The organism is Alterinioella nitratireducens, from assembly GCF_013155465.1.
GTDB lineage: Bacteria > Pseudomonadota > Alphaproteobacteria > Rhodobacterales > Rhodobacteraceae > Alterinioella > Alterinioella nitratireducens.
On sequence record NZ_JABJVX010000019.1, the window covers coordinates 1 to 23,338 of the forward strand.

Below are 23,338 nucleotides of genomic sequence, written 5' to 3' on the forward strand. Positions count from 1 at the left end.
ACGGCGTCGAGGTGACAGACGCCACAGAAATCAGCGCCGCCTGATCAGGCCGCGTCACCCAGATTCAGGCATAGCTCCTTTCTTAACTCCAATGCGGTTATTGTCAGGCCGATCAGAGTTGTAGACATCACGCCAGCATGCCTCATGACAATTTCTACAATCTCATTCGGACTGGAATGGGGTGTAGGCCCATAATCCTGCCTCGCAGCTTCATCTAGAAGTTCGCGAAGGGAACCCAGGGCATCTAGCCTTGCGTCATCTTCATACAGCTTCAGTATCGAACTGATACCTTTGGAGAGCTCTGACGCGACAGCCAGCTCAGCCTCAAAATCAGATCTGCTCGCGTGCATCGTCGGTCGATCCAACAAGAACGGGGGTGCCCACGGCTCATTTGGATCAGGCGGTTCTGAGCCGACCATGCGCGTCAACAAAGCAGCCAGTTTCAAATATTTCTCAGGATAGTCACCGAGCTTGGGCAACTCCAAAATCAATCCCTCCGTGCGCTTCGTGACTCAGCAGAAGCGATTTGTACGAAGTCATGCGCCATCCTTGACTTACTACAAAACTTTTGAGTGTTCGCAAACGGTGCTGTTTCGCTTCGTTTCCCCGGCGGGATGCCGACCGATTAGACGGTGTGACCTACCACTGAACTTTCATCCAGTCGGGACCAGAGCAGCTCCATGTGCTCTATGCGACGCGGCGGTCAAGACTTGTACATAGGCGCGAGGTACTTTCTTCCCGGGTCTGAGATACCTTCCTGAATGCTTTTCACTTGTGCAGGCAAGTTCGACAACGCACCGCCAACGGCAACCGCAACCTGCGGGTACGAGTTGACCAGTTGCGGGTAGGTTTCTCCTAATTCATTAGGCATGGGTGCGACTAAGGACAGCTGAATATTTTTTCCGTCGCGCTTAATCTGGCGTTTATCCAGCATTTTAACGACAGGTAAACCAGCACCTCCACCTGTTGCGGTTACGTACACAACGCTTTCGTCGCCAACTACACAAAACGCCGCATCGACGGCAAGGTCCGTAATCTTCTTAAAGAGTGCTTTGACGATCGAACTATCAACAAACTCGTCAAGTTCGATTTCGACAACGTCCCCTGTTACCAATCCAACACTGAGAGCTTCGTCGGTGAAAAGGACTTCTTTGTCTCCGCGGATCGTACGCTTCAGAGCCGCATGAACCTGTCTGAACTCGGCTGTGCCGTCAGCGAGGCCGCTCTTCTCCATGATCATCTTTAGGAGTGCGTTATCTATGATGTTGCCGGCTTGATTTATTGCCCGCGCAGCGGGCGTGACCTCGGCGACCGTAATTCGCTCCCTGCTAGGGTTATTCACACAAATGCACCCGGCGACATCCGTGGTACCTGCGCCGATATCAAGAATTACATAGGGTACCCTACGTGTCGTCGGGGTGCCTAACAAGGCTCCAGCGCCAGCGGCCGTAGCCTCCAACACAGGGTCGTCAATCAAACCGAACGGCAGCTCAATGTCCTTGGCCATACGAGCCATTTCATTAATTTCACACGCCCTCTCCAGTGGAAGGATGCTAGCAAGATCCTCGCCAAAGCATCGTGAGAGCGCTATTGCCTCGGCGATGATCCGACGCATGGCATCACTATTGACCTGAAAGTGTTCCGGCGTCCACGCCGGATGAGCATATCTGCGCTTCAGATCTGGACTGAGGCCGTGTTCATGCAGCGCCTGCTCGGCGCGAAGATTCAAGTGCGCCAAATACAAGACTAGTGCGTCCCTCTGTGTCAGGGTGCCCGACGGATCTTGTTGGTTTCCGAGCTTGCGCCGGTGCAGATCCGTTACATCCTTGGTGAGGGTAATGAACTGCTTTGGACTGTCGATAAGCCGATCTTGCACCGCCTCGGTGGCGTCGAAATGCGCCCGTGCAGCTGCACCTAAATAAAGTTCTCCGTTATCGATGAAAAGCTCCGATGGGAGCAAAAGCTCAGGATCGCCAAGGGCATTCGTACCAAAAGCAAGCGGAAACAGCTCAGGCACGCCTTCAGTATCGTCGACCGAGGAAGCGAAGGCTTTAGAAAAAGAAGTTCCAAAGTCCAAACACATTAGATGATCCCCATCGATGTCATCAGGTGTTGGACATGTGATCGGTGGGGTCTTGAGGCTTAGATCGCCTGACGGTGTGACCGGGGCGTCGACTACACCCTCAGAGTCGAGATCAAGGACCACGCGCAAGGACTTTGCCTCGATAGATGTTAGGAAGACGTCGGAGGACTTGTCGAACCGTTCGAGAAGGCTCTTCAGTACAGTTACTGCAGTTTCTTTATCCATTTCCAAGCTCAACCTCCGCTTTAACTAGTATCACACTGAGTCCGCCCCGACTTTCCTTAACGACACCCGGCGTCATGACGCGAACCTCACTCCCTATTTTGAGGTTATCCTCACCCACATGCGCGACCGGGTCATATCGCACTAAATCTGAGCGCTGAGGGCTGAGGGCGATACGACGTGTACGTGCGATCGCGCGCGCCCATTGTGTAACCGGCGCGACCCGCTTTAGAGCGCTCTCCAAAAGTTCGCCTTCTGCCGCCATGATGTCTTTCACATCATTCAGAGCTCTCTCAACTGTGGTCACCTGAAGTTCAGAAGAATCCAGCGCGATCAGAAGCCTACCTACGTACTCGTCTAACTTCGCATCAGAAAGCGCTTCAACGGCTCGAACCGAACGTTCTTCCTTTGGTTCTTTACCATTCACGAACCAATATGCGATGGACTCCTCAAGACTGGTCGTGCTTGCGACCAGGTCGCTAGTCATTTTGTTTATCACTCGCATGCCTACAGCAGCCACCAATGCATCTCTGAGAGGCTTGTTCATCACACCCTGTTTCGCAAACAATAAGAGCATCTCGACCCCAAGACGCGCAATGCTACGCGCCGCGCTGTCAAAATCTTGCGATGGTGATGCTGGGCGCCACCATCCTTGCATAAGCTCAATGATCTTGTAGCACTCTGGGTCTGTGCGCGCTGTGAAATTAAGCCTTATGATCTTCTGGAGCGCCGCAAGGAACTCTTGGCACGCCTCTTCCCGAAGAGTTCGTTCATTGGGACCTGAATGAGGTAAATGGCCAGCGAGTAGCACCCGAAGCTGCTGGCCGAGTTGGTCCCCGGGACCAATGTCAGTCGTCGCAACGATGTCTTCGATCGCCGCAATAATGCGCCGAATTCGCCGGCATAGAGCGTCTGGTCGTAGATCAGTCTCTCGAGAGACCGTTTCAATCTCGCTGTTCAACCGCTGAAGAAATTCAGTCAACGAAACGCTTTCAGAGACGGCGATAGTCGCCCAAACTCGGCGCGCAGTCTCAGCCACTTCTTCTCTAGCGAGTTCCTTATAGGCGATGTCAACAATTTCGCTCCGCTGCCCCCCCTCCAAACTTCGTGCAAGATAGTAACGGTCCTTACCATCGGGCAGGCGCACAAAGGTGGGCAAGTCTGTCTCAAGCCGTTCGCTGAGCACCGGTTCTACAAGTCGTTTGGCGGGCTTTGTATCTTCAGCCATGCGTCCGAGCGTTGAGAACGCGATCCATACTAATGAAGGATCCTCGTCGTGGAGGTATGATTTGACGCTTTTCCAAAGTGCTTGGAACTCCGTTGTGTCGAACTGCTCCTTTGTGAGCTTGCGGCTCTGTATCAATGCACGCAGCTCGGCAAGTGCCGTTGGAAGATCCGAGTTTTCTGATTCCGTTAGGGATGCGCTCACAAGAACTCCGTTCATCTTTAGCCTTAACTCGCAGCCAGAGTCGATTGGCCGGTTCTCCGCTTTGTCAGCTTACGCGACGGCCACATTTTACCATTCAATGATTGGCTGCAATCGTGGTGGTGTCTCGAAACTGGTAGAAATTCTCTGGCGACGTCTCCGAGCATGTGATTGTTGGCCGCGCCAGGCGGCGAGGTCAAGGGCGATGGCTCCGATGGGCTGATCGAGGGTTTCCCATCCGTCGATCTTGCGCATCTGGATCTGGCCGGAGGCGAGGAGCGCCCAAAGCAGCATCGGCACGGTTTCCGGGCAGGGCAGCACGGTCTGGGTCTTGATCCGGCGGCGGAATTCCTCGTTAAGCCGTTCGATGGCGTTTGTGGTCCGGGCCGACTTCCACTGCGACGGATCGAGGCGGGTGAAGCTGAACAGCCGGTCCCCTGCCTCCTCCAGGCTGTCGGCGACCGCTTTGCACTTCAGCCGCCATTTGCGCAGAAACGCCTTGCGGCGTGTTTCAACTTCGGCGGCGGTTTCTGCATAGATCATGTCGCGGTAGTCCTCGGTCAGCTCGTCATGCATGTGCTTGGGCGCATGGCCCAGAAGATTGCGGTGCTTGTGAACCGTGCAGCGCTGGATCGGCAACTCCGCGCCCCAGAGTGCGACGAGGGCTGCCTCAAGGCCGGGGGCGCCGTCCACGATGACGAACTCCGGCTTTTTCAGCCCGCGTGCATCGAGGTCGTCGATGAACTGGCGCCATGCGGCTTTGCTCTCACCGCCCATATTTCTGATGGAAAGCAAGACTTTCTGACCATCGCGACGCACGCCGATAGCCGCCAGAACCGAGATGTTCGTGGCCTTCTTGTCCAGCCGGGTCTTGATGACGGTGCCATCGAGTATCAGCCGAACAATGTCCTCGCCCATGAGGCTGCGCGCTACCCAAGCGTCCCAGTCCACCTTCACCTTGCGCCAGGCACGGCTGACCACGTCCTTGCCCACCGCGCCCTGGAACAGCCCATAGAGCGCCCGTTTTACACGGCGCGTATTGGTGCCTGCAAGGTACACCGAGGCGATCAGGGCTTCGGCCTTCTTCGTCAGCCGCTGATAACGTGGCAGAGCCTTTGACCGCCACTCCTTGGTCTTGCCGTTTTCGGCGGCGACGCGGGCACGCGGCACGCTCACCGTTTCCGTTCCGAAAGTGCCGATTAGCTGGCGTTCACGGTGCCCGTGGCGATAGCCCGCAGGCTTGTCGGCGACCCGGTCATAGCGGCAGCGACCGAGAAACTGCGCCAGTTCCTCTTCAAACACCGCCTCGATCGTGGCGCGGATGTTCTCTCGCAGCCGATCCTCGATCGGATCATACCCAGCCTCATTGGCCAGTAGCGAAAATGCGGAAGTCTCGGTATTCTTGTTCATGGCGTGATCTCCATGGCGGTTGCAGCCGCCGGTTTGGGTGGGTTTCTTTCACCCGGAGATTACGCCGCCTTCAAATTTCCACCACCTTCGCGACACGACCGCAATCGTACATGGCATATTCAGGTGAAACCATGACAAACTGACTGACACAGAAACCTGCTCGACGGAGCTTTCACGGGTCTGCCAGTCTCCGAGAGGAGATCGTCATTCTTCTGAATTGAGGTCCACGGTTCGCCTTCCCGTTCAAACAACACGTCGGATTTTACTGTCGCAGCGTAGAGCTTCACGTTCTTGATTGCTCTTTCTCTGAGCTCGGGGGTTTCCTCGCTCAATGCGACACGAAAGAGTTCGATAGCCAGGAGTTCGGGTTCATTGACCGATATCTTCAACTTTCCAGGCCCCCTGAGGTGCATGCGCTGGCCACATACTGGGACCATCGCGCCATCAATCCGCGCCGTTTTTCAAGCAAATCTGAGCGCTGGTAGGCCAGTTCGACCTCTGATCCGACTCGGTGTGCGAGGCTCATTTCCGCCACTTCGCGCGGCACATTGGCAACCTCTGCCGCCCAGACGCGGAAGGTGGAGCGGAATCCGTGTACGGTAACGCCTTCGACATTCATGCGGCGTAGGAGCATCAGCATCGCCATGTTCGATAGCGGCTTGTGGCGTTTCTGACCTTCGAAGACGTAGTCCGACTGCATGGCTTGCAGCGGCTGCAGGATCGCCACCATTTCATCCGTCAATGGAACCCGGTGCATCTCGCCACCTTTCATTCGCTCCGGCGGGCAGGTCCAAAGGCGGGTGCCACAATCAATCTCGTCCCAGCGCATCTGCAAGACTTCGCTGGTTCTGGAGCCCGTCAGGCAGGTGAACATCAACGCCTTTGCCGCCATCGCATTGCGGGTTTTCAGATCGGCATAGAACGGGGGGACATCCTGCCACGCCATTGCCTTGTGATGCTTTGGCTTGGCTTTCACTTTCGGCAGAACGCCTACGTCCTTGATCGCCGTGATCGGGTTTTCACCCTCTCGAAAGCCCTTCGACTTTGCCACATCCAGGACAATCTTGATCCGCTGCGCCAAGCGGCGCGCAGTTTCGTGCTTTTCCGTCCAGATCGGTGACAGACACATCAGTGCCTCGGGCTGGCCAATGCTATCGACGGGCATGCGACCAATCTTGGGGAATGCGTAGTCGCGCAGCGTGTTGATCCATTGCTGACCATGTTTGGCGTTCTTCCATGTCGGCATGCGCTCGATATGGACTTGTTGCGCGACTTCCTCAAATGTCGGGATTTCCTGGCGGGCATTGTAACGCGGGTTGAGGCCCTGCTTTGCCATGCGCCGATATTCCAACGCACGGTCGCGCGCCTGGTTCAGCGTCACCACATCCGCGCCGCCCAACCCAAAGTCAGTCCGCAGTGGTCCGCCCTTCTTGTTGCGCTGGCCTTTGACGACAACACGGACGATCCAGCGCCGCGCCCCGGAGGGATCAACAACCAGATACAACCCGTTGCCATCGCCATGCCGCCCCGGCCCAAGGTTCTCGACCAGCCTCCTCGTCAGCTTCCCGGCAAGCGTCGCCATAGTTCATACCACGTTCCATACCACTCAAGGAACGCATACCAGACAAATCGAAAGAAATCGAGAGAGAAGCAACAAGGCAGTAAACATCAGCAAAACAGCGAAAAAGATCACCCATGGCGACCCGGTGAAATTCATGATTCTGGTAAGTTGGCGGTGGAAACGAACCCGGCGACCAACTCTCTCCCGTGCAAGTTTCCACCGTGCGGGATCGCTTCGAAATCCTGCGCGCTGTTGAGGGACAAAACCCTCGACCGCCTGACGACTGATCAAATGACGGTATCGCCAGGTTCCTCGCGGCTCAGCTGCCGTACCGCTTCGAGAAGTTCCTCGACCGCTTCCTCGGCAGCGGCAAGCTTGATGGCAACCATCAGATCCTGGCGCCCCGCCATGGCCAAGAACGTGGAGAGCACCTCGTCGGAGTGGCGCGCCAGCGCGATCAGGTGCGCACCGCTCGGACCGTAAGTGCCCGAGAACCAGTTCTTCACTGTTTTCTCGTTGGCCCCCGTCCAGGCCGCCACGGTCTTTACGCCCGCCCGACTATCTCCAAGCGACCGTTTCAAAGCAGCCGCGATTTCTTCAACGAAGCCGCCATTCGTGGGCTGCTCAGCTTTTCCATTATATCCGTTTTCCCTTGGAAAGAACTTGCCCTTTTTCGGAAACGACATTCCACCCTCCTTCGCTTTACATGGACGCGAAGAATTCAGCCGTTGATTCCGACGGGAGCGATGGATTTGCCTGGAATAATGAGGAGATACGGATGTGAGCGGTCGTTGGACGACCCCTTCGGACACGAGCGACGCGCCGCCTGAGAAGGATGTGCCGGCCGTCGCCTACGTGCGAATGTCGACCGATCACCAGAAGTACTCCACCGAGAACCAACTCGATGTCATTCGCAGCTATGCCGAGGCTCGTGGCCTGACGATTCTGCGCACGTTTGAGGACTCCGGCCGGTCGGGACTACGGCTCGACGGCCGCGAGGCACTGCAAAACCTGATGGCCGAAGTCCAATCCGGTCACGCCGATTTCAAGGCGATCCTTGTCTATGACGTCAGCCGCTGGGGCCGGTTTCAGGATGCGGACGAAGGCGCATATCACGAACATGTCTGCTCCCGTGCGGGGATCCGGGTCCACTATTGCGGCGAGCAGTTCGAGAACGACGGCAGCATCGGCTCCAACCTCCTGAAGACCGTCAAACGCGTCATGGCCGGCGAATACAGCCGCGAGCTGTCGGTGAAGGTCTTTGCCGGGCAATGCCGCCTCGTGGAGCTTGGTTATCGCCAGGGCGGCGCGGCCGGATACGGGCTGCGGCGCGTGTTGATCGATGAGCACGGAAACCCCAAGGGCGAACTGTCCCGCGGCGAGCAGAAGAGCCTGCAGACCGACCGTGTGATCCTGGTCCCCGGCCCCGAGGAGGAACAGCGGGTCGTCCAGCGCATGTACGAGATGTTCGTCAACGAGGGGCGGCCTGAGCGCGATATCGCGGAGGTCCTGAACGCCGAAGGTCACCGCACCGATCTCGACCGGCCGTGGACCCGGGCGACCGTCCACCAGGTGCTGACTAACGAAAAATACATCGGAAACAACGTCTTCAACAAGGTGTCGTTCAAGCTGAAGCAGCGCCGTGTCGTGAACCCGCGGGATATGTGGATCCGGGCCGAAGGCGCCTATCCGGCCATCGTGGACAAAGCCCTGTTCCTGCGCGCCCGGGAGATCGTGGATGCACGCAGTCGCCATTTCACGGACGAGGAGCTGCTCAATGCCCTGCGGGCGATCCTGAAACGACAGGGCACGCTGTCCGGCCTGATCATCGACGAAGAGAACGATCTGCCCTCGTCCAGCGCCTATCGCAGTCGGTTTGGAAGCCTGCTGCACGCCTATCGCCTCATCGGCTATGAGCCGGAGCGGGACTACCGCTACATCGAGATTAACAAGGCGCTGCGCGCCGCCCACCCCCAGGTCGTTGAGGAAATCACGGAGGGCGTAGTCGCCCAAGGTGGTTGCGTTTTGCAGGACCCCGACACGCAGCTCTTGCGCGTGAATGACGAATTCACGGTGTCGGTCGTTCTGGCCCGCTGCCAGGCGACGGCAGCTGGCACCTTGCGCTGGCACATCCGGCTCGACACCGGCCTCGTTCCGGACATCACGATTGCTGTGCGGATGAACGAGACCAACGACGCGCCGCGCGACTTCTACCTGCTGCCCAGCATCGACATGACCGACGCGCGCCTGAAGATGGCCGAACAGAACGGCCTTTGGCTCGATGCCTATCGAACGGAAACACTTGACGATTTCTATGCCCTCGCCGGGCGAGCGAAGGTGACGGAGGCGGCATGATGGCAAAGAGCCCGGAAGAACATCACCCGACGGAAGTCACCCTGGTCCCGACCGACCGCATTCGGGTGCTCAATCCACGGGTCCGTAACCCCAGAACGTTCGCGGACATGGTGGAGAACATCGCCAAGATCGGCTTGAAGCGCCCGATCACCGTGACCCGCCGCACCGACACAGATCCGCAGGAGTATGATCTCGTCTGCGGCCAAGGGCGGCTCGAGGCCTTCATTCAGCTGAAGCAGAAAGCCATCCCGGCCATTGTCATCGATGCCGATGAGTCCGACTGCCTCGTCATGAGCCTCGTCGAGAACTGCGCTCGCCGCCAGCATCGCCCAATCGATCTGATGCGGGAGATCGGCACCCTTCGCGAACGCGGCTACAATGATCGCCAGATCAGCGACAAGATCGGCGTTTCGCCGGACTACGTCGGGATGATCGCGGGCCTTTTGGAGCGCGGCGAAGAGCGGCTCGTCACCGCCGTCGAGACGGGTTTGCTGCCGCTCAACCTCGCCATCGACATATCGAAGACCGATGCCGAAGGCGCGCAGCGCGCGCTGATGGATGCCTACACGCAGAAGAAACTGCGCGGAAAGAAACTCGCGGCGGCCCGGCGTCTGATCGAACAGCGCGAGGCGCGTGGAAAGAAGATCCACCCCAAGCAATACGGGCGGGACAGCCGAAACCGGCGACCGCTGACGAGCGAAGCGTTGGTGCGCGCCTACCAGAAGGAAGCGGACCGCCAGAAGCTTCTGATCAAGAAAGCGGAACTGACGCAGGGGCGGCTGCTATTCATCTGCCAGGCATTCCGGACACTCCTCGAGGACGATCATTTCGTGACGCTGCTGCGCGCGGAAGGTCTGGAAACCATGCCCAGCTACCTGCAGGACACCCTCGCCGAGGGGGCAGCGCCATGACCAAGAAGGTTCAGCTCGGCTTCGAGAACGACTGCGTCACGATCCCGGTGGCGGACATCCTGCCGGTCAGGGTGCTGAGCAAATCGATCAAGTCCAGCCGGAAATACACCCAGATCACTGCGTCGATCCGAGAGATCGGTTTGGTCGAGCCGCCGGTTGTTGCTAGGAACGGGGATGCCAGCCGCAGCTGGCTGCTGCTCGATGGACATGTCCGGATCGAAGTCCTCAAAGATCTGGGCCAGGAACAGGTCGAATGCCTCGTGTCCACCGACGATGAGGCCTTCACCTACAACAAGCGGATCAGCCGCATCGCGCCCATTCAGGAGCACCGGATGATCCTGAAAGCAATAGAGCGCGGTGTCTCGGAGGAAAAGATCGCGGCGGCGCTGGACCTCAATCCGCGCAGCATCCAGCGCAAGGTCAAGCTGCTCGACGGCATTTGCCCGGAAGCCGTGGCGATCCTAAAGGACAAGGCCTGTACTGCGGCAGTGTTCACCACGCTGCGCAAGATGATCCCCTTGCGCCAGATCGAAGCCGCAGAGCTCATGGTGAACGCCAACAACTACTCCGTCGCCTACATCTCGGCGATCCTCGCCGGAACACCGCAGGCCCAGCTGGTCGAGGCGAACAAGCCAAAACGAATCAACGGCGTTACACCGCAGGCCGTCGCTCGGATGGAAAAGGAGCTTGCCCGGCTTCAGGAAGGGATCACCCAGATCCAAGACACCTATGGCCAGGACCACCTCCAGCTGACCGTGCTCCGTGGCTACGTCGGCAAGCTCCTCGGGAACGCGCGCGTGGTTCGTTATCTAATGCAGACGCGCCCTGAGTTCCTGTCCGAGTTTCAAACCATTGCCGAGATGGAGTCGGTGGTGCCTGCCGAGGTGGAATAACCAGCCGGCCGATCCAATGGGGACCCGGACCCGATAAGCGCGGGGACCGCAGGAGACGCCGGACTGTGGGCCGGATCGAGCGCGGCGGTGGGGATGGCGGCGAACCCGCTCGGAGCCCACCAGGCTGGCTTGAGTTTTCGCCGGCCGCGCGGCCGCACAGCGGCGGCGATATTCGCAGGCGTGCTGAGGAAGTGCGCGAGTCGGCACGCCTGCTTCACCACCAGCGGTCCGGTTCTATTCATTCGAGCAAACACCCGAAACATCGCAGGATTTCGATTGAACCCGAAACGACTCCCCGCTAGCGTGCAGTCAGCACAAAAAATGGGCGCGTACATAAATCATGCGCGCCGAGTCGGGAGTGCGCAGTGAATAACAGCAAGTCGGAGCTTCGTTGGGGGGTCGCACAGCGCCTAGAGTTCATCGAGTTCCGATTGTTTTGGGAGGGGCATGTGAACCGCAGCGATTTGATGGAGCAGTTTGGACTATCGGTGAACCAAGCGTCCGCCGACCTGAACCGCTACATCAGTCTGGCTCCGGACAACATGGTCTACGACAAGAGTGCGCGGACGTATGTCCGAGGTCCCGATTATGCTGCACAGTTCCTGCAACCAGATGCCAGCCGCTACCTCGCACAGCTTCGATCTTTGGCTGACGGTCTCCTGGACAGCGACGACGCATGGATTGCTCAACTACCAGCCTATGACGCCGCACCAACACCGGCCCGTGGTGTTAACCCTGTCATCCTGCGATCCGTTGTCAGTGCCATCCGTGGCTCTGAAGCGATCGAGGTGAAGTATCAGTCCCTCTCGCGCCCGGAGCCGAGCTGGCGGTGGATCGCGCCTCACGCCATTGGGTTCGATGGCTTTCGGTGGCACACCCGGGCGTTCTGTAAAACCGACGAAGTTTTCAAGGACTTCCTGCTTTCGCGCATCCTCCAGACACGCGGTGTGCAGGCCAGCGGAATTACGGATGCGGCCGATGCCGATTGGCAAGAGCACGTCACGCTTGAGATTGCTCCCCACCCCGAACTCTCTGAAAACCAGAAGAATGTGATCGCGCTCGACTATGGAATGCGCGGTGGCAGGGCGAAAATCAAAGTTCGACGCGCTCTCCTCTACTATGCTCTGAAACGTCTCGGACTCGATACAGTGCCCTCGGCACGTAGGCCGCAAGACCAACAGATCGTGCTTCTCAACCGGGAGGCCATTAATGCAGATCATCGATAACACCTCCCACCTTCTCGGCGATGACCTAAAGGGTTCTCTTGGCAAAGGGGCCCGGTTGCGGATCGCTGCCTCCTGCTTCTCGATCTACGCCTTCGAGGCTCTGAAGTCCGAACTCGCAAAAGTCGACGGCCTACAGTTTGTCTTCACAGCACCAACATTCGTACCGACAGAGGTGACGGACCGCCTGCGAAAGGAACGCCGGGAATTCTTCATTCCCAAGGCACAACGAGAAAGCGGGCTTTATGGCACGGAGTTCGAGATCCAACTGCGCAATAAACTCACGCAACGCGCAGTGGCTCGTGAATGCGCAGATTGGATCCGCAAGAAAGCCAGTTTCCGCTCCAACACGACGAAGGCACCGATGCAGCAGTTGATGCATGTTTCCGGGCCTGAAGGCGATGTGGCCTACATGCCCATCAGCGGCTTCACAGCCGTGGATCTCGGGTACCAGAAGGGCGATGCTGTATCCAACTTCGTTACCCGCTTCGATGATCCAGCGCATGCGAAGACGTACCTTCACCTTTTCGATCAGATCTGGTCGGACCCGGACAAAGTGAAGGATGTAACCTCAGCAATCTGCGAGCACATTGAGTCCGTCTATCAGGAGAACTCGCCTGAGCGCATCTACTTCATGATGCTCTACAACATCTTCCACGACTTCCTCGATGAGGTCGATGAAGATGTCCTGCCGAATGATCTCACGGGCTATCAAGATAGCCTGGTCTGGAACAAGCTCTTCAACTACCAGAAGGACGCTGCGACAGGGATCATCAACAAGCTCGAGACCTACAACGGGTGCATTCTCGCGGACTCTGTTGGTCTCGGAAAAACCTTCACCGCATTGGCCGTCGTCAAATACTATGAACTGCGGAACCGTTCAGTACTCGTTCTCTGCCCCAAAAAGCTCGCGGACAACTGGCGGAACTACAACACTAACCTCACAACAAACATTTTCGCGAAGGACAGATTCAACTACGATGTTCTCTGCCATACTGATCTGTCCCGCACATCAGGCGAGTCCTTCGGCATCCCCCTCAATCGCGTGAACTGGGGCAATTATGATCTTGTCGTGATCGACGAGTCCCACAACTTCCGCAACAACGATGTCTACAAAGACCGCGAGACTCGTTACCAGAAGCTGATGAACAAGGTCATCCGCGCTGGCGTGAAGACCAAGGTCCTTATGCTTTCCGCAACCCCAGTGAACAACCGGTTCACGGACCTTCGCAACCAGCTTGCTCTTGCGTACGAAGGGCAGTCCGAGGCGCTAAGCAAGAACCTGAAAACTCAGGCCAGCGTTGAAGAGATCTTCCGACGAGCCCAGAAGGCCTTCAATGAATGGTCTTCCCTTCCGCCCGAGGAAAGAACTGCCGCGTCGATCCTGAAGGCGCTCGACTTCGATTTCTTTGAACTCCTCGACGCCGTCACCATAGCTCGGTCACGAAAGCATATTGAAACGTTCTACGACACGAAGGACATCGGGGAGTTTCCCGAGCGGCGCAAGCCGCTTTCGTTCCACCGCCCGATTACCGAGCGGACCGATGTGATGGGATTCAACGACATCTTCACCCAGCTTTCGGTGCTGAAGCTCGCGGTCTACGCCCCGATCAGCTACATCCTGCCCAGCCGTCTGAGGAAGTATGAGGAGATCTACGATACGCAGGTCGAGGGTGGACGCGGCAAACTCAGGCAGGCTGATCGGGAGCGCAGCCTGCAGGCGCTAATGACGACCAACCTGCTGAAGCGGTTGGAAAGCTCGGTGGCTGCATTCCGCCTCACGCTTCGATCACTCGGCAGCAACATCTCGCGCACGCTCGATGCCATCGATGAGTTCGAGAAGACAGGCCGCAGTGATAGCGTCAGTGATCACCTCGCGGAAATGAGCGACTTCGACCCGGAAGACGATGACCTCTCCGGCCTCGACGAATTCACTGTCGGTAAGAAGGTTCAGATCAGTCTCGCTGACATGGACCTGCCGTCCTGGAAACACGATCTCGCAGCCGACCTTGTTCTCATCGAGGACCTGATCGCATCGATGGAAAAGGTCAAGCCTTCTGACGACGCCAAGCTTCAGCACTTGCTCGCCGTTATCAGGCAGAAAATCGATGAGCCGCTGAACCCCGGAAACAATAAGGTTCTGGTCTTCACAGCTTTCGCGGACACCGCCAATTACCTCTACGACAACCTGGCGCCCTTTGCACAGCAACTCGGGCTGCATGTCGGCAAGGTCACAGGGTCGGACGCGCCAAAGACCACGCTTAAGAGAAACTTTGATTTCCAGAGTGTCCTGACGCTGTTCTCACCACGGTCGAAGGAAAAGGACATCGTTTTACCGAACGAGCCGGGCGAGTTGGATATCCTTATCGGCACCGACTGCATCTCGGAAGGCCAAAACCTTCAGGACTGCGACTTTCTTGTTAACTACGACATCCACTGGAACCCGGTCCGTATCATCCAGCGGTTCGGCCGGATCGATCGTATCGGCTCGCCAAACACTCAGATCCAGCTGGCCAACTACTGGCCAGACATCTCGCTGGACGCGTACATCAACCTCAAGGAGCGCGTCGAAAACCGGATGGTAATCACCGACATCACCGCCACCGGCGAAGACAACGTATTATCTGCCAAATCCAGCGATATTGCCTACCGCAAGAAGCAGTTGCAGCGGCTACAGGAAGAGGTGATCGAGCTTGAGGACGTGAAGACCGGCATCTCGATCACCGATCTTGGCCTGAACGAATTTCGGATGGACTTGCTCAACTACGTCAAGGAGCGCGGCGAGCTCGACAATGTTCCCTTCGGCTTGCACGCCGTCGTGCCGGCGCAATCGGACCTCGGCCTGCAACCGGGCGTGATTTTCGCGCTGAAGAACATCCACGACAGCGTCAATCTCAACCAACAGAACAGGTTGCATCCCTACTACCTTGTCTACATCGGCGACGATGGTGAGATCGTCGCTGACCATACCGAAGTGAAGCGCTTGCTCGATCTGATACGCACCAGTTGCAAAGGGCGAAGCGAGCCGGTCCCTGAAGTCTGCCGCATCTTCAATGACCGCACGAACGATGGGCGCGACATGGAGCGCTACTCCGACCTGCTCAGCCAGGCCATCCGCTCGATGATCGAGGTGAAGGAAGAAAAGGATATCGAAAGCCTGTTCAGCGGCGGTCAGACCACGGCGCTGACCCATACCATCAAGGGGCTGGACGACTTCGAGCTGATAGGCTTCCTGGTGATTGAGGGGGGCAGCGGGTGACACTCTACGACTGGCCCCGCGCCGCCGCTTTCGGGCGCGTGATCCCCAAGAATAAGATTTACGAACATTCCAGTGCGAATACTGCGCTCAAGGACCTCTTCGTGCGCGACGTCGATCGGATTATCTGGTCCCACAAACTATCACCGGAGACGTTGAGGCTAGAGCCCAGCAAGAAAGTCCCGGAGATCCAAGTGTTCCGCATCATCGTGCGGACCGCAACGCTGGACCACCACGTGTTGCGGGCCATCGACAAGGCCATTCCCTTCCCGTTGATTTTTGAACTGGTCCATGCCAGCCGGGTCAAAATGACAGCGGCCTACAAACGGCCAAGCGAAGCAGATAGCGCCCGTTGGGTCGTCGGTGACTATTTCGAAGGAGATTGGCAGCCTGAGGAGACGTCGCGGTCGCCGCTTCCCGTGGCGCTAAATATGGGGACGCTCTACGAACAGCTGCTGGAGCCGTTGGTGGAGGCGCAGACGGCGCGGCTGGTCCCCAGTACTGGAGAAGCGTCACAAGCCCCCCCCTCCACCGCAGCGCCCGAGAGCACTGTCTCACTAGAGGAGCGGATCGCCCAGGCGGAGGCAATTAAGATGCAGGCGCGCGAGGTCGACCGGATAAAGGTGCGGCTGGCACGAGAAAAGCAATTCAACAAGCGTGTGGCGATCAATGCAGAGCTGCGCAGAGCAAAACAAGAGCTGGAGCGGCTGAAGATGGGCAATCCTGCCGCCGCGAAAGCCGACGATTAAGAGGATGAGTATGGACAAGCTGAAGATGCACAGCCCCGACCTGAGCCAGGACAACATCGCGAAGATCCGCGAGCTGTTCCCTGGCTGCGTGACCGAGGCGCGGGACGAGACGTCGGGGGCGGTGCGTCTGGCGGTAGACTTCGATCAGCTGCGTCAGGAGCTGAGCGACCACATAGTGGAGGGGCCGCAGGAGCGTTATCGACTGGACTGGCCGGGGAAACGCGAGGCGCTAGCGCTCGCGAATGCGCCGATTGCCAAAACGCTGCGCCCCTGCCGGGAGGAGAGCGTAGATTTCGACGGCACCCATAACCTCTTTATCGAAGGCGACAATCTAGAAACTATTAAACTCCTTCAAGGAAGTCACCTTGGAAAGGTCAAGTTAATATATTTAGACCCCCCATACAACACGGGTAGCGATTTCATATATGAGGATGATTTTTGTGAGGATTATTCATCTTATCTAGTCCGGAGCGAGCAGGTTGATCCCTCAGGAAATAAGCTCGTGTCAAATTCTGAAGCAAACGGGCGTTTTCATTCGGACTGGCTGTCTATGATGTATGCTCGGGTTCGCGTGGCGCGTAATCTACTGTCCGAGGATGGCGTCATTGCAGTCCATATGGATGAGAACGAATATTCGAATCTTGAGAAGATGCTCACTGAGGTGTTTGGGGAAAAGAACAATCTTGGGACCATAGTCTGGGACAAGCGCAATCCAAAAGGAGACTCCACGCGTGTCGCCCAGCAGCATGAATACATTTCTATATACGCTAAGGATTATGAGTGCTTTAAGCAAAAAGTTGATTTTCGGCGCCCTAAGCAAAATGCTCAAATCATGTTGGATAAAGCTTCTACCATGATTAAGCAACACGGCGGGATAAATTCTGCCAGCCGCGGTGCCTTCAAAAAATGGCTTTCTGCTCAAGATTTCTCCGGCGGAGAGAAGGCATATTCATTGATAGATGAGAAAGGGGATGTCTACCGTACTGTTTCAATGGCGTGGCCGAACAAAAAGAAAGCGCCTGATGAGTACTTCATTCCCTTGGTTCATCCAGTTACCGGTAAGGAATGCCCTGTCCCGGAAAGAGGGTGGAGAAACCCACCTAAGACTATGAAATCTCTTCTCGATGCAGGCCAGATCGTCTTCGGTCCCGATGAAAGCACTCAGCCCACCAGAAAGTACCTCCTAAAGGAGAATACAAAAGAAAATATTTCTAGTCTTATGTACTTTGGCGGGAGCGATGATGCGTTATTTTCGGAAATTGATCTCGTATTTGACAATCCGAAACCCGTTCAAGTGGCGCGGCGGATCATTCAATCAATAACATCTGGGAACGATACTGTACTTGATTTCTTTGCCGGATCCGGAACTTGCGCGCACGCGGTTATGCAGCTCAACGCTTCTAACGGCACTAATCTCAGATTCATTATGGCGCAGCTAGCAGAGCCTATTTCCGACAGTAGTGTCGTAACAAAAACGGGCTGTCGGACAATTTCAGATCTTTGCAAGGAACGCATCCGTCGGGCTGCAAAGAAAGTTGCTGATGGGGACAGCCATCCAAAATGGAACCGCGATATCGGGTTCCGGGTCCTAAAGGTGGACACCTCCAACATGAAGGACGTCTACTACCGCCCGGACGAGCTGAAGCAGTCGGACCTGCTCGACATGGTCGACAACGTGAAGGAGGGCCGCACGGCCGAGGACTTGCTGTTCCAGGTGTTGGTCGATTGGGGCGTGGACCTGACGCTGCCCATCCGCCGCGAGACGGTGCAGGGCAAGACCGTGTTCTTCGTCGACGACAACGCCCTTGTCGCCTGCTTCGACCGCGGCATCACCGAGGATCTGGTGAAAGAGCTGGCGGGCCACGAACCCCTGCGCGTCGTCTTCCGCGACAACGGCTTCGTCTCGGACGCGGTGAAGATCAACGTCGAACAGATCTTCCGCCAGCTCTCGCCCACCACCGACGTCAAGTCGATCTGAGGGCGCGCCATGAAGCTCAAGTTCAAGGTCCAGCCCTATCAGACCAATGCCGTCAACGATGTGGTCGACTGTTTCGCCGGTCAGCCGATGACCACTGGCCTGACCTACCGCATCGACCCCGGCCGCAAGGCGCAGTCCAGCGCCTTCGGGGAAGGCTTCAAGAACGCCGACCTAGCGCTGACCGACGTGCAGATCCTGGAGAACATCCAGAAGGTCCAGCGGCGCCAGAACCTGCCCGCCTCGCAGTCGTTGACGGACTTCACGACCTTCGACGGCAAAGGCTCCCGCGTTCCCGTCAAGGCGGCCTACAAGCGCGACGCGCTGGCCGCGACCCGAGTTCACCTCGACGTCGAGATGGAGACCGGCACGGGCAAGACCTACTGCTACATCAAGACCATCTTCGAGATGAACAAGCGCTACGGATGGTCGAAATTCATCATCATGGTGCCGTCGATCGCCATTCGCGAAGGGGTCTACAAGTCGCTGCAGATCACCGCCGACCACTTCACCGAGAGCTACGGCAAGAAGGCGCGGTTCTTCATCTACAATTCCAAGCGCCTGCACGAGCTGGAGAGCTTTTCGTCCGACGCCGGCATCAACGTGATGGTGATCAACATCCAGGCGTTCAATGCGCGAGGAGCCGACAACCGGCGCATCTACGAGGAGCTGGACGACTTCCAGTCGCGCAAGCCCATCGACGTGATCGCCTCGAACCGACCGATCCTGATCCTGGACGAGCCGCAGAAGATGGAAGGCGCGGCGACGATGGAGGCGCTGCCGAAATTCAAGCCGCTGTTCATCATGCGCTATTCGGCAACCCACCGGACCCAGCACAACCGCGTTCACCGTCTGGACGCTTTGGACGCCTACAACCAGAAGCTAGTGAAGAAGATCGCGGTGCGCGGCATCCAGACCCGCGGGCTAGCCGGCACCAACGCCTACCTGTACCTGGAAGGCATCGACATCTCGAAGAAGGCCCCCGTGGCGCGGATCGAGATGGAGGTGAAGTTGAAGTCGGGCGAGATCAAGCGCCAGCTTCGGCGGCTGGAGTTCCGCGACGATCTGTTCGTGGAGTCGGGCGAGCTGGACCAGTATCGCGGCTTCACAATCAGCCAGATTGACGCCGTCAACGACACGGTAGAATTCACCAACGGGGAAGTGCTGAGGGCTGGTGAGGCCAACGGCGATGTCTCCGAGCGCGACATCCGCCGTATCCAGATCCGCGAGACGATCAAGGCTCACCTAGACAAGGAAAAGCAGCTGTTCGCGCAGGGCATCAAGGTCCTGTCGCTGTTCTTCATCGACGAGGTGGTTAAGTATCGGGACTACGACCAAGCCGACACGAAGGGGGAATATGCCCGGATCTTCGAGCAAGAATACGAGTTGCTGAAAGCTGAATACCTGTTCGAGCTCGCAATCGACAATGAAGCGTACCGGAAATATCTCGCCAGCATCGACTCCACCGAGACCCACAATGGCTATTTCTCCATCGACAAGAAAACTGGCCGAGACATCGATGGGTCCATCAAGCAGGAGAAAGACGCCGAAACTGGTCGTAAAGTTGGCGTATCTCAGGATGTGGACGCTTATGATCTTATCTTGAAGAAAAAGGAGCGGCTGCTCTCCTTCGAGGAACCTACGCGGTTCATCTTCTCACACTCGGCGCTGCGCGAAGGCTGGGACAACCCGAACGTTTTCGTCATGTGCATGCTGAAGCACAGCGACAACACCATCTCCCGGCGCCAGGAAGTGGGGCGTGGCCTGCGGCTAAGCGTCGATCAGCACGGGGACAGGATGGACCACCCGGCAGTGGTGCATGACATCAACGTGCTGAACGTCGTGGCGAGCGAGAGCTACAAGGACTTCGTGGCCGGGCTCCAGAAGGAGATCGCGGAAACCCTATCGTCGCGTCCGCGGCAGGCAACCGAGGAGTACTTCACCGGCAAGACACTCGCGACCGAGGATGGCACGGTTGAGGTGACTGCCGCCATGGCAAAGCAAATATACCGCTACTTGGTTAAGAATGACTACACGGACGATGCGGATCAGATTGCGGACGCCTATCACGAGGCCAAGGCCGAGGGGAAACTGGCCGACCTGCCCGACGACTTGAAGCCGCACGCGGAGCAGGTATTCCAGCTCATCGAGAGCGTCTTCAGCGACGCGCAACTGCCCAAGGTCGATGATGGTCGCAAGCCCAAGACCAACCCCCTCAATGCCAATTTCGAGAAAAAGGAGTTCCAAGAGCTATGGGCGCGGATCAACCGAAAGGCGGTCTATCGGGTGGAGTTCGATTCAGAGGAGCTTACCCGCAAGTGCATCAGCGCGCTGGACAGCCAGCTGCGGGTCACCCCCTTGCAGTACACCGTTCAGGTCGGCGTACAAAACGACGGTTTGACCGACGGCCAGCTTCGCAGCGGCGACGGCTTCTCTGTCACGAACACGACGACCGAGCGCGGGGACTCAATCCATTCGCTCGTGAAGTACGACCTCGTAGGGAAGGTAGCTGAGAACGCACAGTTGACGCGAGACTCAGCTGCGAAGATTCTCGGCCAGATCACATCGGCGGTTTTCGAGCAATTCACAAAGAACCCGGAGCACTTTATCGCCGAGGCGTCGCGAATCATCGCCGAGCAGAAGGCTGCCATGGTGATCGAGCGTCTGGCTTATGACGAAGTCGACGAGCGATACGATGTCGACATCTTCACTGCGAACCAGACTGGCCAAGATTTCTCCCGAGCCACTGCGAAACTCAAGAACCACGTTTACGACTATGCGATCACTGATTCCGAAGTCGAGAGAGATTTCGTGAAGGAGTTGGACACAAGTAGCGAGGTCGTGGTGTACGCCAAACTCCCACGTGGGTTCCTAATCCCGACCCCGGTCGGGGACTACAACCCTGATTGGGCGATCTCCTTCAAAACTGGCAGCGTGCGGCACATCTACTTCGTTGCTGAAACCAAGGGCACAATGTCCAGCATGAAATTGCGCGAGATCGAGAAGACCAAGATCGAGTGCGCCCGCAAGTTCTTCGGCGAACTAAATCTGCAGGTAGCTAAGGCCCACGTAAAATATGAGGTGATCACGAATTATAATCAGCTCATGGATATCGCGGGATTCAAAAAATAATTTGGAATCCAAGATTGATTATTTCAGGTGTGCGCCTGACACAAACTCCGAGAAGGCAAATTTTCCGATATGTTTCGGAGCATCGGTACCATTAAATGAAAACAACGAAAGAGTGTCAGCATCATCACGAAATGGGCTCTTTTGCCTTACATTATAGGCAATTGTCATTGGTATGCCGCATGACCTGGAAACGCTATGAATCAACTGAAAGTTTGGAAAGTCTTGACGGTATGGAGTCCATTTATCTAGTGAGATATACGACCGCTTTAGCTCCACGAACTCTGCCGGGACGAGTTCAGTCTTTCTTCTGAACAAATCAATATCCGATACTGTAATCGCCCCTAAGTTGGCGCGTTGCCAGTTGTGATAGGCGCTGCTTGAGGCATCGTTCAGTGCCTTCAACGTGGCCCCAGAGCTTGTGGGAAGGCCAAGATCACGCAAGGCAGCTTTCAGATCAGGCAACGAAATTCGCTTCAGAGGAGCTCCACCAACCGCAAAATCAACAAAATCGATTTCTTTTACTGTATCATCAAAATAAATCTCAACCCAGGGCAGCCCTGCTACAACGGAAATCCTTTTCACAAGACCTTTTATTTCCAACTGTGGAGTCCACGAACGGCCGGCCACCAAGGCGACCACTATGGGACTGGAATCTCGATCACCGTAAATCAATGTCCATGCGTTTCCGGTCACCCACATAAAAAAGTGGTCTTTAGTGTTATCCAGTTTCTGGTAGACGGCATTGCTTTGATAGTAGTGCATGGTGCTTCCAAGGTACGATTGATTGTGTGTATCGCCTGCCCTGCGCTGTAACAAGCAACCACGAAGCTTGCCGGCTACTCGAAGCTCAAAAAATCTATGCACTCACCTAAACTTGCAGCCCCACAAAGCCGTCCTGTCGGCGGTGCGGAAGTTGCCTTGCAGTTGGAACTTATCGACCGCCGTCAGCGTCACCATCACCCACAGCCAGAGAGCCGTCACCTCCAAGACATACTCGCCAGTGATTTCGCCGTAGGATCCTTGGATTTCAGTCGTTTCGTTCAGCACGCCCTCACTTGCTCCCGCATCACCCCATAGTCCCCCATCATCTCGACGACGGCCGATCCGTCCGGAAGCGCCGTCAATTCCTCGGCCGCCCGCGCCTGAAACTCCCTGCTGTATTCCACAACCGGCGGACACACTGCCACGCCGCCGGGGTCAAAACCCGCCGTCGCGCAACCGGTCAACAAGCTCGTCGCGATTACGAGGACGGCGAGCCGCCGCCTCCAGCATCCTTCTCTGAGCTTCATTGGCTTTCTCCCTGGTGTCTAAGCGTTCCGCCAGGCGACCGGCGCGCTCGCCGGAGCGGCGCAGGGCAAGCAGGAACAGAAGGATCGCGAAGACGATCACACCATGACGCAGCGCGACTCTCGCCCATGGAGCAGCGGCGATCCCGCCGAGAATGTAGGCGATCATCGCTGTCCCCGGCCCCAGTCGTCGAGGCGGGCGTAGATCGTGACCGCGATGCCACCGAGGGCCACCGCGATGAATACCCAGCGAAGCGTGTCGAGATACGGAACCAGCGGCAGGATCGCGGTCTGCGTCTCAGCAAGCACCTGCTGAGCCACCTCCACGCCAGCTGCGCCCAGCGTTGCCACACCCGCGGCCCCACCGCCTTTCATGGTACGGCTTTGCGCCAGAACCTCGCGCGCCGGCGGGGTTTCGGCTGCAAATGCCGTCGCCCGGACCGGGAACCGCTCGCCCCACTGGCGCGAGGGGCCGAGGTCGACATGCATGAAGCCGGAGCGCGGGTAGAAGCCGAAACCCAGGAACCCGACCTCCCGTGCCGCCACCTCGAAAGCCGCCGGATCGTGGTTCGACATGGCGATGTCGAAAGCCGCACCATCCAAATGCTTCGAGCGGGTTGCGCCGCCCACTGCGCGGTTGTGCTCTGGGCTGCGGTAGGCCGAGCGAACGATCAGCGGCTTGCCTAGCCGGTCGCGCAGCGCCTGCAGCTTGTCGAGAGCGGGCTCGTTGATCAGCAGTTTTCCGGTACCGCGGCAGGCAATTTCGGCCGGCGAGAAGTTGGTCCAGCGCCAGGCGCCGTCCGGCACGTCGCGCCAATGGTCAAAAAAGGTCGTGGTCATCGGGTCCTCCAGAATC

At 57.3% G+C, this 23,338-nt stretch carries 17 protein-coding genes and 1 pseudogene; 8 read left to right on the forward strand and 10 right to left on the reverse strand.

Annotated features, from left to right (window positions below; all coding sequences use genetic code 11):
• Positions 1 to 44: 44 nt before the first annotated feature.
• The 6 genes and pseudogenes from HNS34_RS18495 to HNS34_RS18520 form a co-directional block, all read right to left on the reverse strand.
• A complete protein-coding gene (locus HNS34_RS18495) occupies positions 45 to 485 on the reverse strand; it encodes a hypothetical protein (RefSeq protein WP_172321582.1) in 441 nt (146 codons plus the stop codon).
• Positions 486 to 703: 218 nt separating this feature from the next.
• Positions 704 to 2,308 carry an acetate and sugar kinases/Hsc70/actin family protein gene (locus HNS34_RS18500; protein WP_172321583.1) on the reverse strand — a complete coding sequence of 535 codons (1,605 nt, stop codon included), beginning with the start codon at positions 2,306 to 2,308 and terminating at the stop codon, positions 704 to 706.
• Positions 2,301 to 3,749 carry a hypothetical protein gene (locus HNS34_RS18505; RefSeq protein WP_172321584.1) on the reverse strand — a complete coding sequence of 483 codons (1,449 nt, stop codon included), beginning with the start codon at positions 3,747 to 3,749 and terminating at the stop codon, positions 2,301 to 2,303. Before HNS34_RS18505 ends, HNS34_RS18500 begins: the two co-directional genes overlap by 8 nt.
• 168 nt (positions 3,750 to 3,917) lie before the next feature.
• Positions 3,918 to 5,141: pseudogene (locus HNS34_RS18510) on the reverse strand (IS256 family transposase); the annotation flags it as partial.
• 385 nt (positions 5,142 to 5,526) lie between these two features.
• Positions 5,527 to 6,723, reverse strand: a complete 1,197-nt coding sequence (locus tag HNS34_RS18515) for a tyrosine-type recombinase/integrase (protein WP_172321585.1) — start codon at positions 6,721 to 6,723, stop codon at positions 5,527 to 5,529.
• A 266-nt stretch (positions 6,724 to 6,989) separates the two neighbouring features.
• On the reverse strand, positions 6,990 to 7,388 hold the full coding sequence (locus tag HNS34_RS18520) for a hypothetical protein (RefSeq protein ID WP_172321586.1): 399 nt from the start codon (positions 7,386 to 7,388) through the stop codon (positions 6,990 to 6,992).
• 151 nt (positions 7,389 to 7,539) lie between these two features.
• Here HNS34_RS18520 and HNS34_RS18525 point away from each other — a divergent pair, with 151 nt between their 5' ends.
• The 8 genes from HNS34_RS18525 (at position 7,540) to HNS34_RS18560 (ending at position 21,196) form a co-directional block, all read left to right on the forward strand.
• Positions 7,540 to 9,057 (forward strand): recombinase family protein, encoded by a 1,518-nt coding sequence (locus HNS34_RS18525; protein WP_172321612.1) that lies wholly within the window; start codon positions 7,540 to 7,542, stop codon positions 9,055 to 9,057.
• Complete coding sequence (locus HNS34_RS18530) at positions 9,054 to 9,968, forward strand: plasmid partitioning protein RepB C-terminal domain-containing protein (protein WP_172321587.1); 915 nt, start codon at positions 9,054 to 9,056, stop codon at positions 9,966 to 9,968. Before HNS34_RS18525 ends, HNS34_RS18530 begins: the two co-directional genes overlap by 4 nt.
• A complete protein-coding gene (locus tag HNS34_RS18535; RefSeq protein ID WP_172321588.1) occupies positions 9,965 to 10,861 on the forward strand; it encodes a plasmid partitioning protein RepB C-terminal domain-containing protein in 897 nt (298 codons plus the stop codon). The genes HNS34_RS18530 and HNS34_RS18535 overlap by 4 nt, the downstream gene beginning before the upstream one ends.
• Before the next feature lie 365 nt (positions 10,862 to 11,226).
• Positions 11,227 to 12,087 (forward strand): BrxR family helix-turn-helix transcriptional regulator, encoded by an 861-nt coding sequence (locus HNS34_RS18540; protein ID WP_172321589.1) that lies wholly within the window; start codon positions 11,227 to 11,229, stop codon positions 12,085 to 12,087.
• Positions 12,071 to 15,343 carry a helicase-related protein gene (locus HNS34_RS18545; protein WP_172321590.1) on the forward strand — a complete coding sequence of 1,091 codons (3,273 nt, stop codon included), beginning with the start codon at positions 12,071 to 12,073 and terminating at the stop codon, positions 15,341 to 15,343. Before HNS34_RS18540 ends, HNS34_RS18545 begins: the two co-directional genes overlap by 17 nt.
• Positions 15,340 to 16,089, forward strand: coding sequence for a DUF4391 domain-containing protein (locus HNS34_RS18550; RefSeq protein ID WP_172321591.1), 750 nt, complete (start codon positions 15,340 to 15,342; stop codon positions 16,087 to 16,089). The genes HNS34_RS18545 and HNS34_RS18550 overlap by 4 nt, the downstream gene beginning before the upstream one ends.
• 10 nt (positions 16,090 to 16,099) lie before the next feature.
• Complete coding sequence (locus HNS34_RS18555; RefSeq protein WP_172321592.1) at positions 16,100 to 18,067, forward strand: site-specific DNA-methyltransferase; 1,968 nt, start codon at positions 16,100 to 16,102, stop codon at positions 18,065 to 18,067.
• Between the two features lie 9 nt (positions 18,068 to 18,076).
• Positions 18,077 to 21,196: a type III restriction-modification system endonuclease gene (locus HNS34_RS18560; RefSeq protein ID WP_172321593.1), complete on the forward strand. Its 3,120-nt coding sequence runs from the start codon at positions 18,077 to 18,079 to the stop codon at positions 21,194 to 21,196.
• Positions 21,197 to 21,214: 18 nt separating this feature from the next.
• Here the strand turns inward: HNS34_RS18560 and HNS34_RS18565 are convergent, their stop codons facing one another.
• The 4 genes from HNS34_RS18565 to HNS34_RS18580 all read right to left on the reverse strand — a co-directional run bounded on the left by HNS34_RS18565 (position 21,215) and on the right by HNS34_RS18580 (position 23,322).
• Positions 21,215 to 21,958, reverse strand: coding sequence for a hypothetical protein (locus tag HNS34_RS18565; protein WP_172321594.1), 744 nt, complete (start codon positions 21,956 to 21,958; stop codon positions 21,215 to 21,217).
• Positions 21,959 to 22,060: 102 nt separating this feature from the next.
• Positions 22,061 to 22,243, reverse strand: coding sequence for a hypothetical protein (locus HNS34_RS18570; RefSeq protein WP_172321595.1), 183 nt, complete (start codon positions 22,241 to 22,243; stop codon positions 22,061 to 22,063).
• Between the two features lie 150 nt (positions 22,244 to 22,393).
• Positions 22,394 to 22,651, reverse strand: a complete 258-nt coding sequence (locus HNS34_RS18575) for a hypothetical protein (protein ID WP_172321596.1) — start codon at positions 22,649 to 22,651, stop codon at positions 22,394 to 22,396.
• On the reverse strand, positions 22,648 to 23,322 hold the full coding sequence (locus HNS34_RS18580) for a YcbK family protein (RefSeq protein ID WP_172321597.1): 675 nt from the start codon (positions 23,320 to 23,322) through the stop codon (positions 22,648 to 22,650). The genes HNS34_RS18575 and HNS34_RS18580 overlap by 4 nt, the downstream gene beginning before the upstream one ends.
• Positions 23,323 to 23,338 lie beyond the last annotated feature (16 nt).

Coding starts and splice junctions, on each gene's coding strand:
- HNS34_RS18555 (WP_172321592.1), top strand. CDS start 16,100: ATGGACAAGCTGAAGATGCACAGCCCCGACCTGAGCCAGGACAACATC.
- HNS34_RS18505 (WP_172321584.1), bottom strand. CDS start 3,749: ATGAACGGAGTTCTTGTGAGCGCATCCCTAACGGAATCAGAAAACTCG.
- HNS34_RS18565 (WP_172321594.1), bottom strand. CDS start 21,958: ATGCACTACTATCAAAGCAATGCCGTCTACCAGAAACTGGATAACACT.
- HNS34_RS18575 (WP_172321596.1), bottom strand. CDS start 22,651: ATGATCGCCTACATTCTCGGCGGGATCGCCGCTGCTCCATGGGCGAGA.
- HNS34_RS18545 (WP_172321590.1), top strand. CDS start 12,071: ATGCAGATCATCGATAACACCTCCCACCTTCTCGGCGATGACCTAAAG.
- HNS34_RS18560 (WP_172321593.1), top strand. CDS start 18,077: ATGAAGCTCAAGTTCAAGGTCCAGCCCTATCAGACCAATGCCGTCAAC.
- HNS34_RS18535 (WP_172321588.1), top strand. CDS start 9,965: ATGACCAAGAAGGTTCAGCTCGGCTTCGAGAACGACTGCGTCACGATC.
- HNS34_RS18580 (WP_172321597.1), bottom strand. CDS start 23,322: ATGACCACGACCTTTTTTGACCATTGGCGCGACGTGCCGGACGGCGCC.
- HNS34_RS18530 (WP_172321587.1), top strand. CDS start 9,054: ATGATGGCAAAGAGCCCGGAAGAACATCACCCGACGGAAGTCACCCTG.
- HNS34_RS18520 (WP_172321586.1), bottom strand. CDS start 7,388: ATGTCGTTTCCGAAAAAGGGCAAGTTCTTTCCAAGGGAAAACGGATAT.
- HNS34_RS18500 (WP_172321583.1), bottom strand. CDS start 2,308: ATGGATAAAGAAACTGCAGTAACTGTACTGAAGAGCCTTCTCGAACGG.
- HNS34_RS18515 (WP_172321585.1), bottom strand. CDS start 6,723: ATGGCGACGCTTGCCGGGAAGCTGACGAGGAGGCTGGTCGAGAACCTT.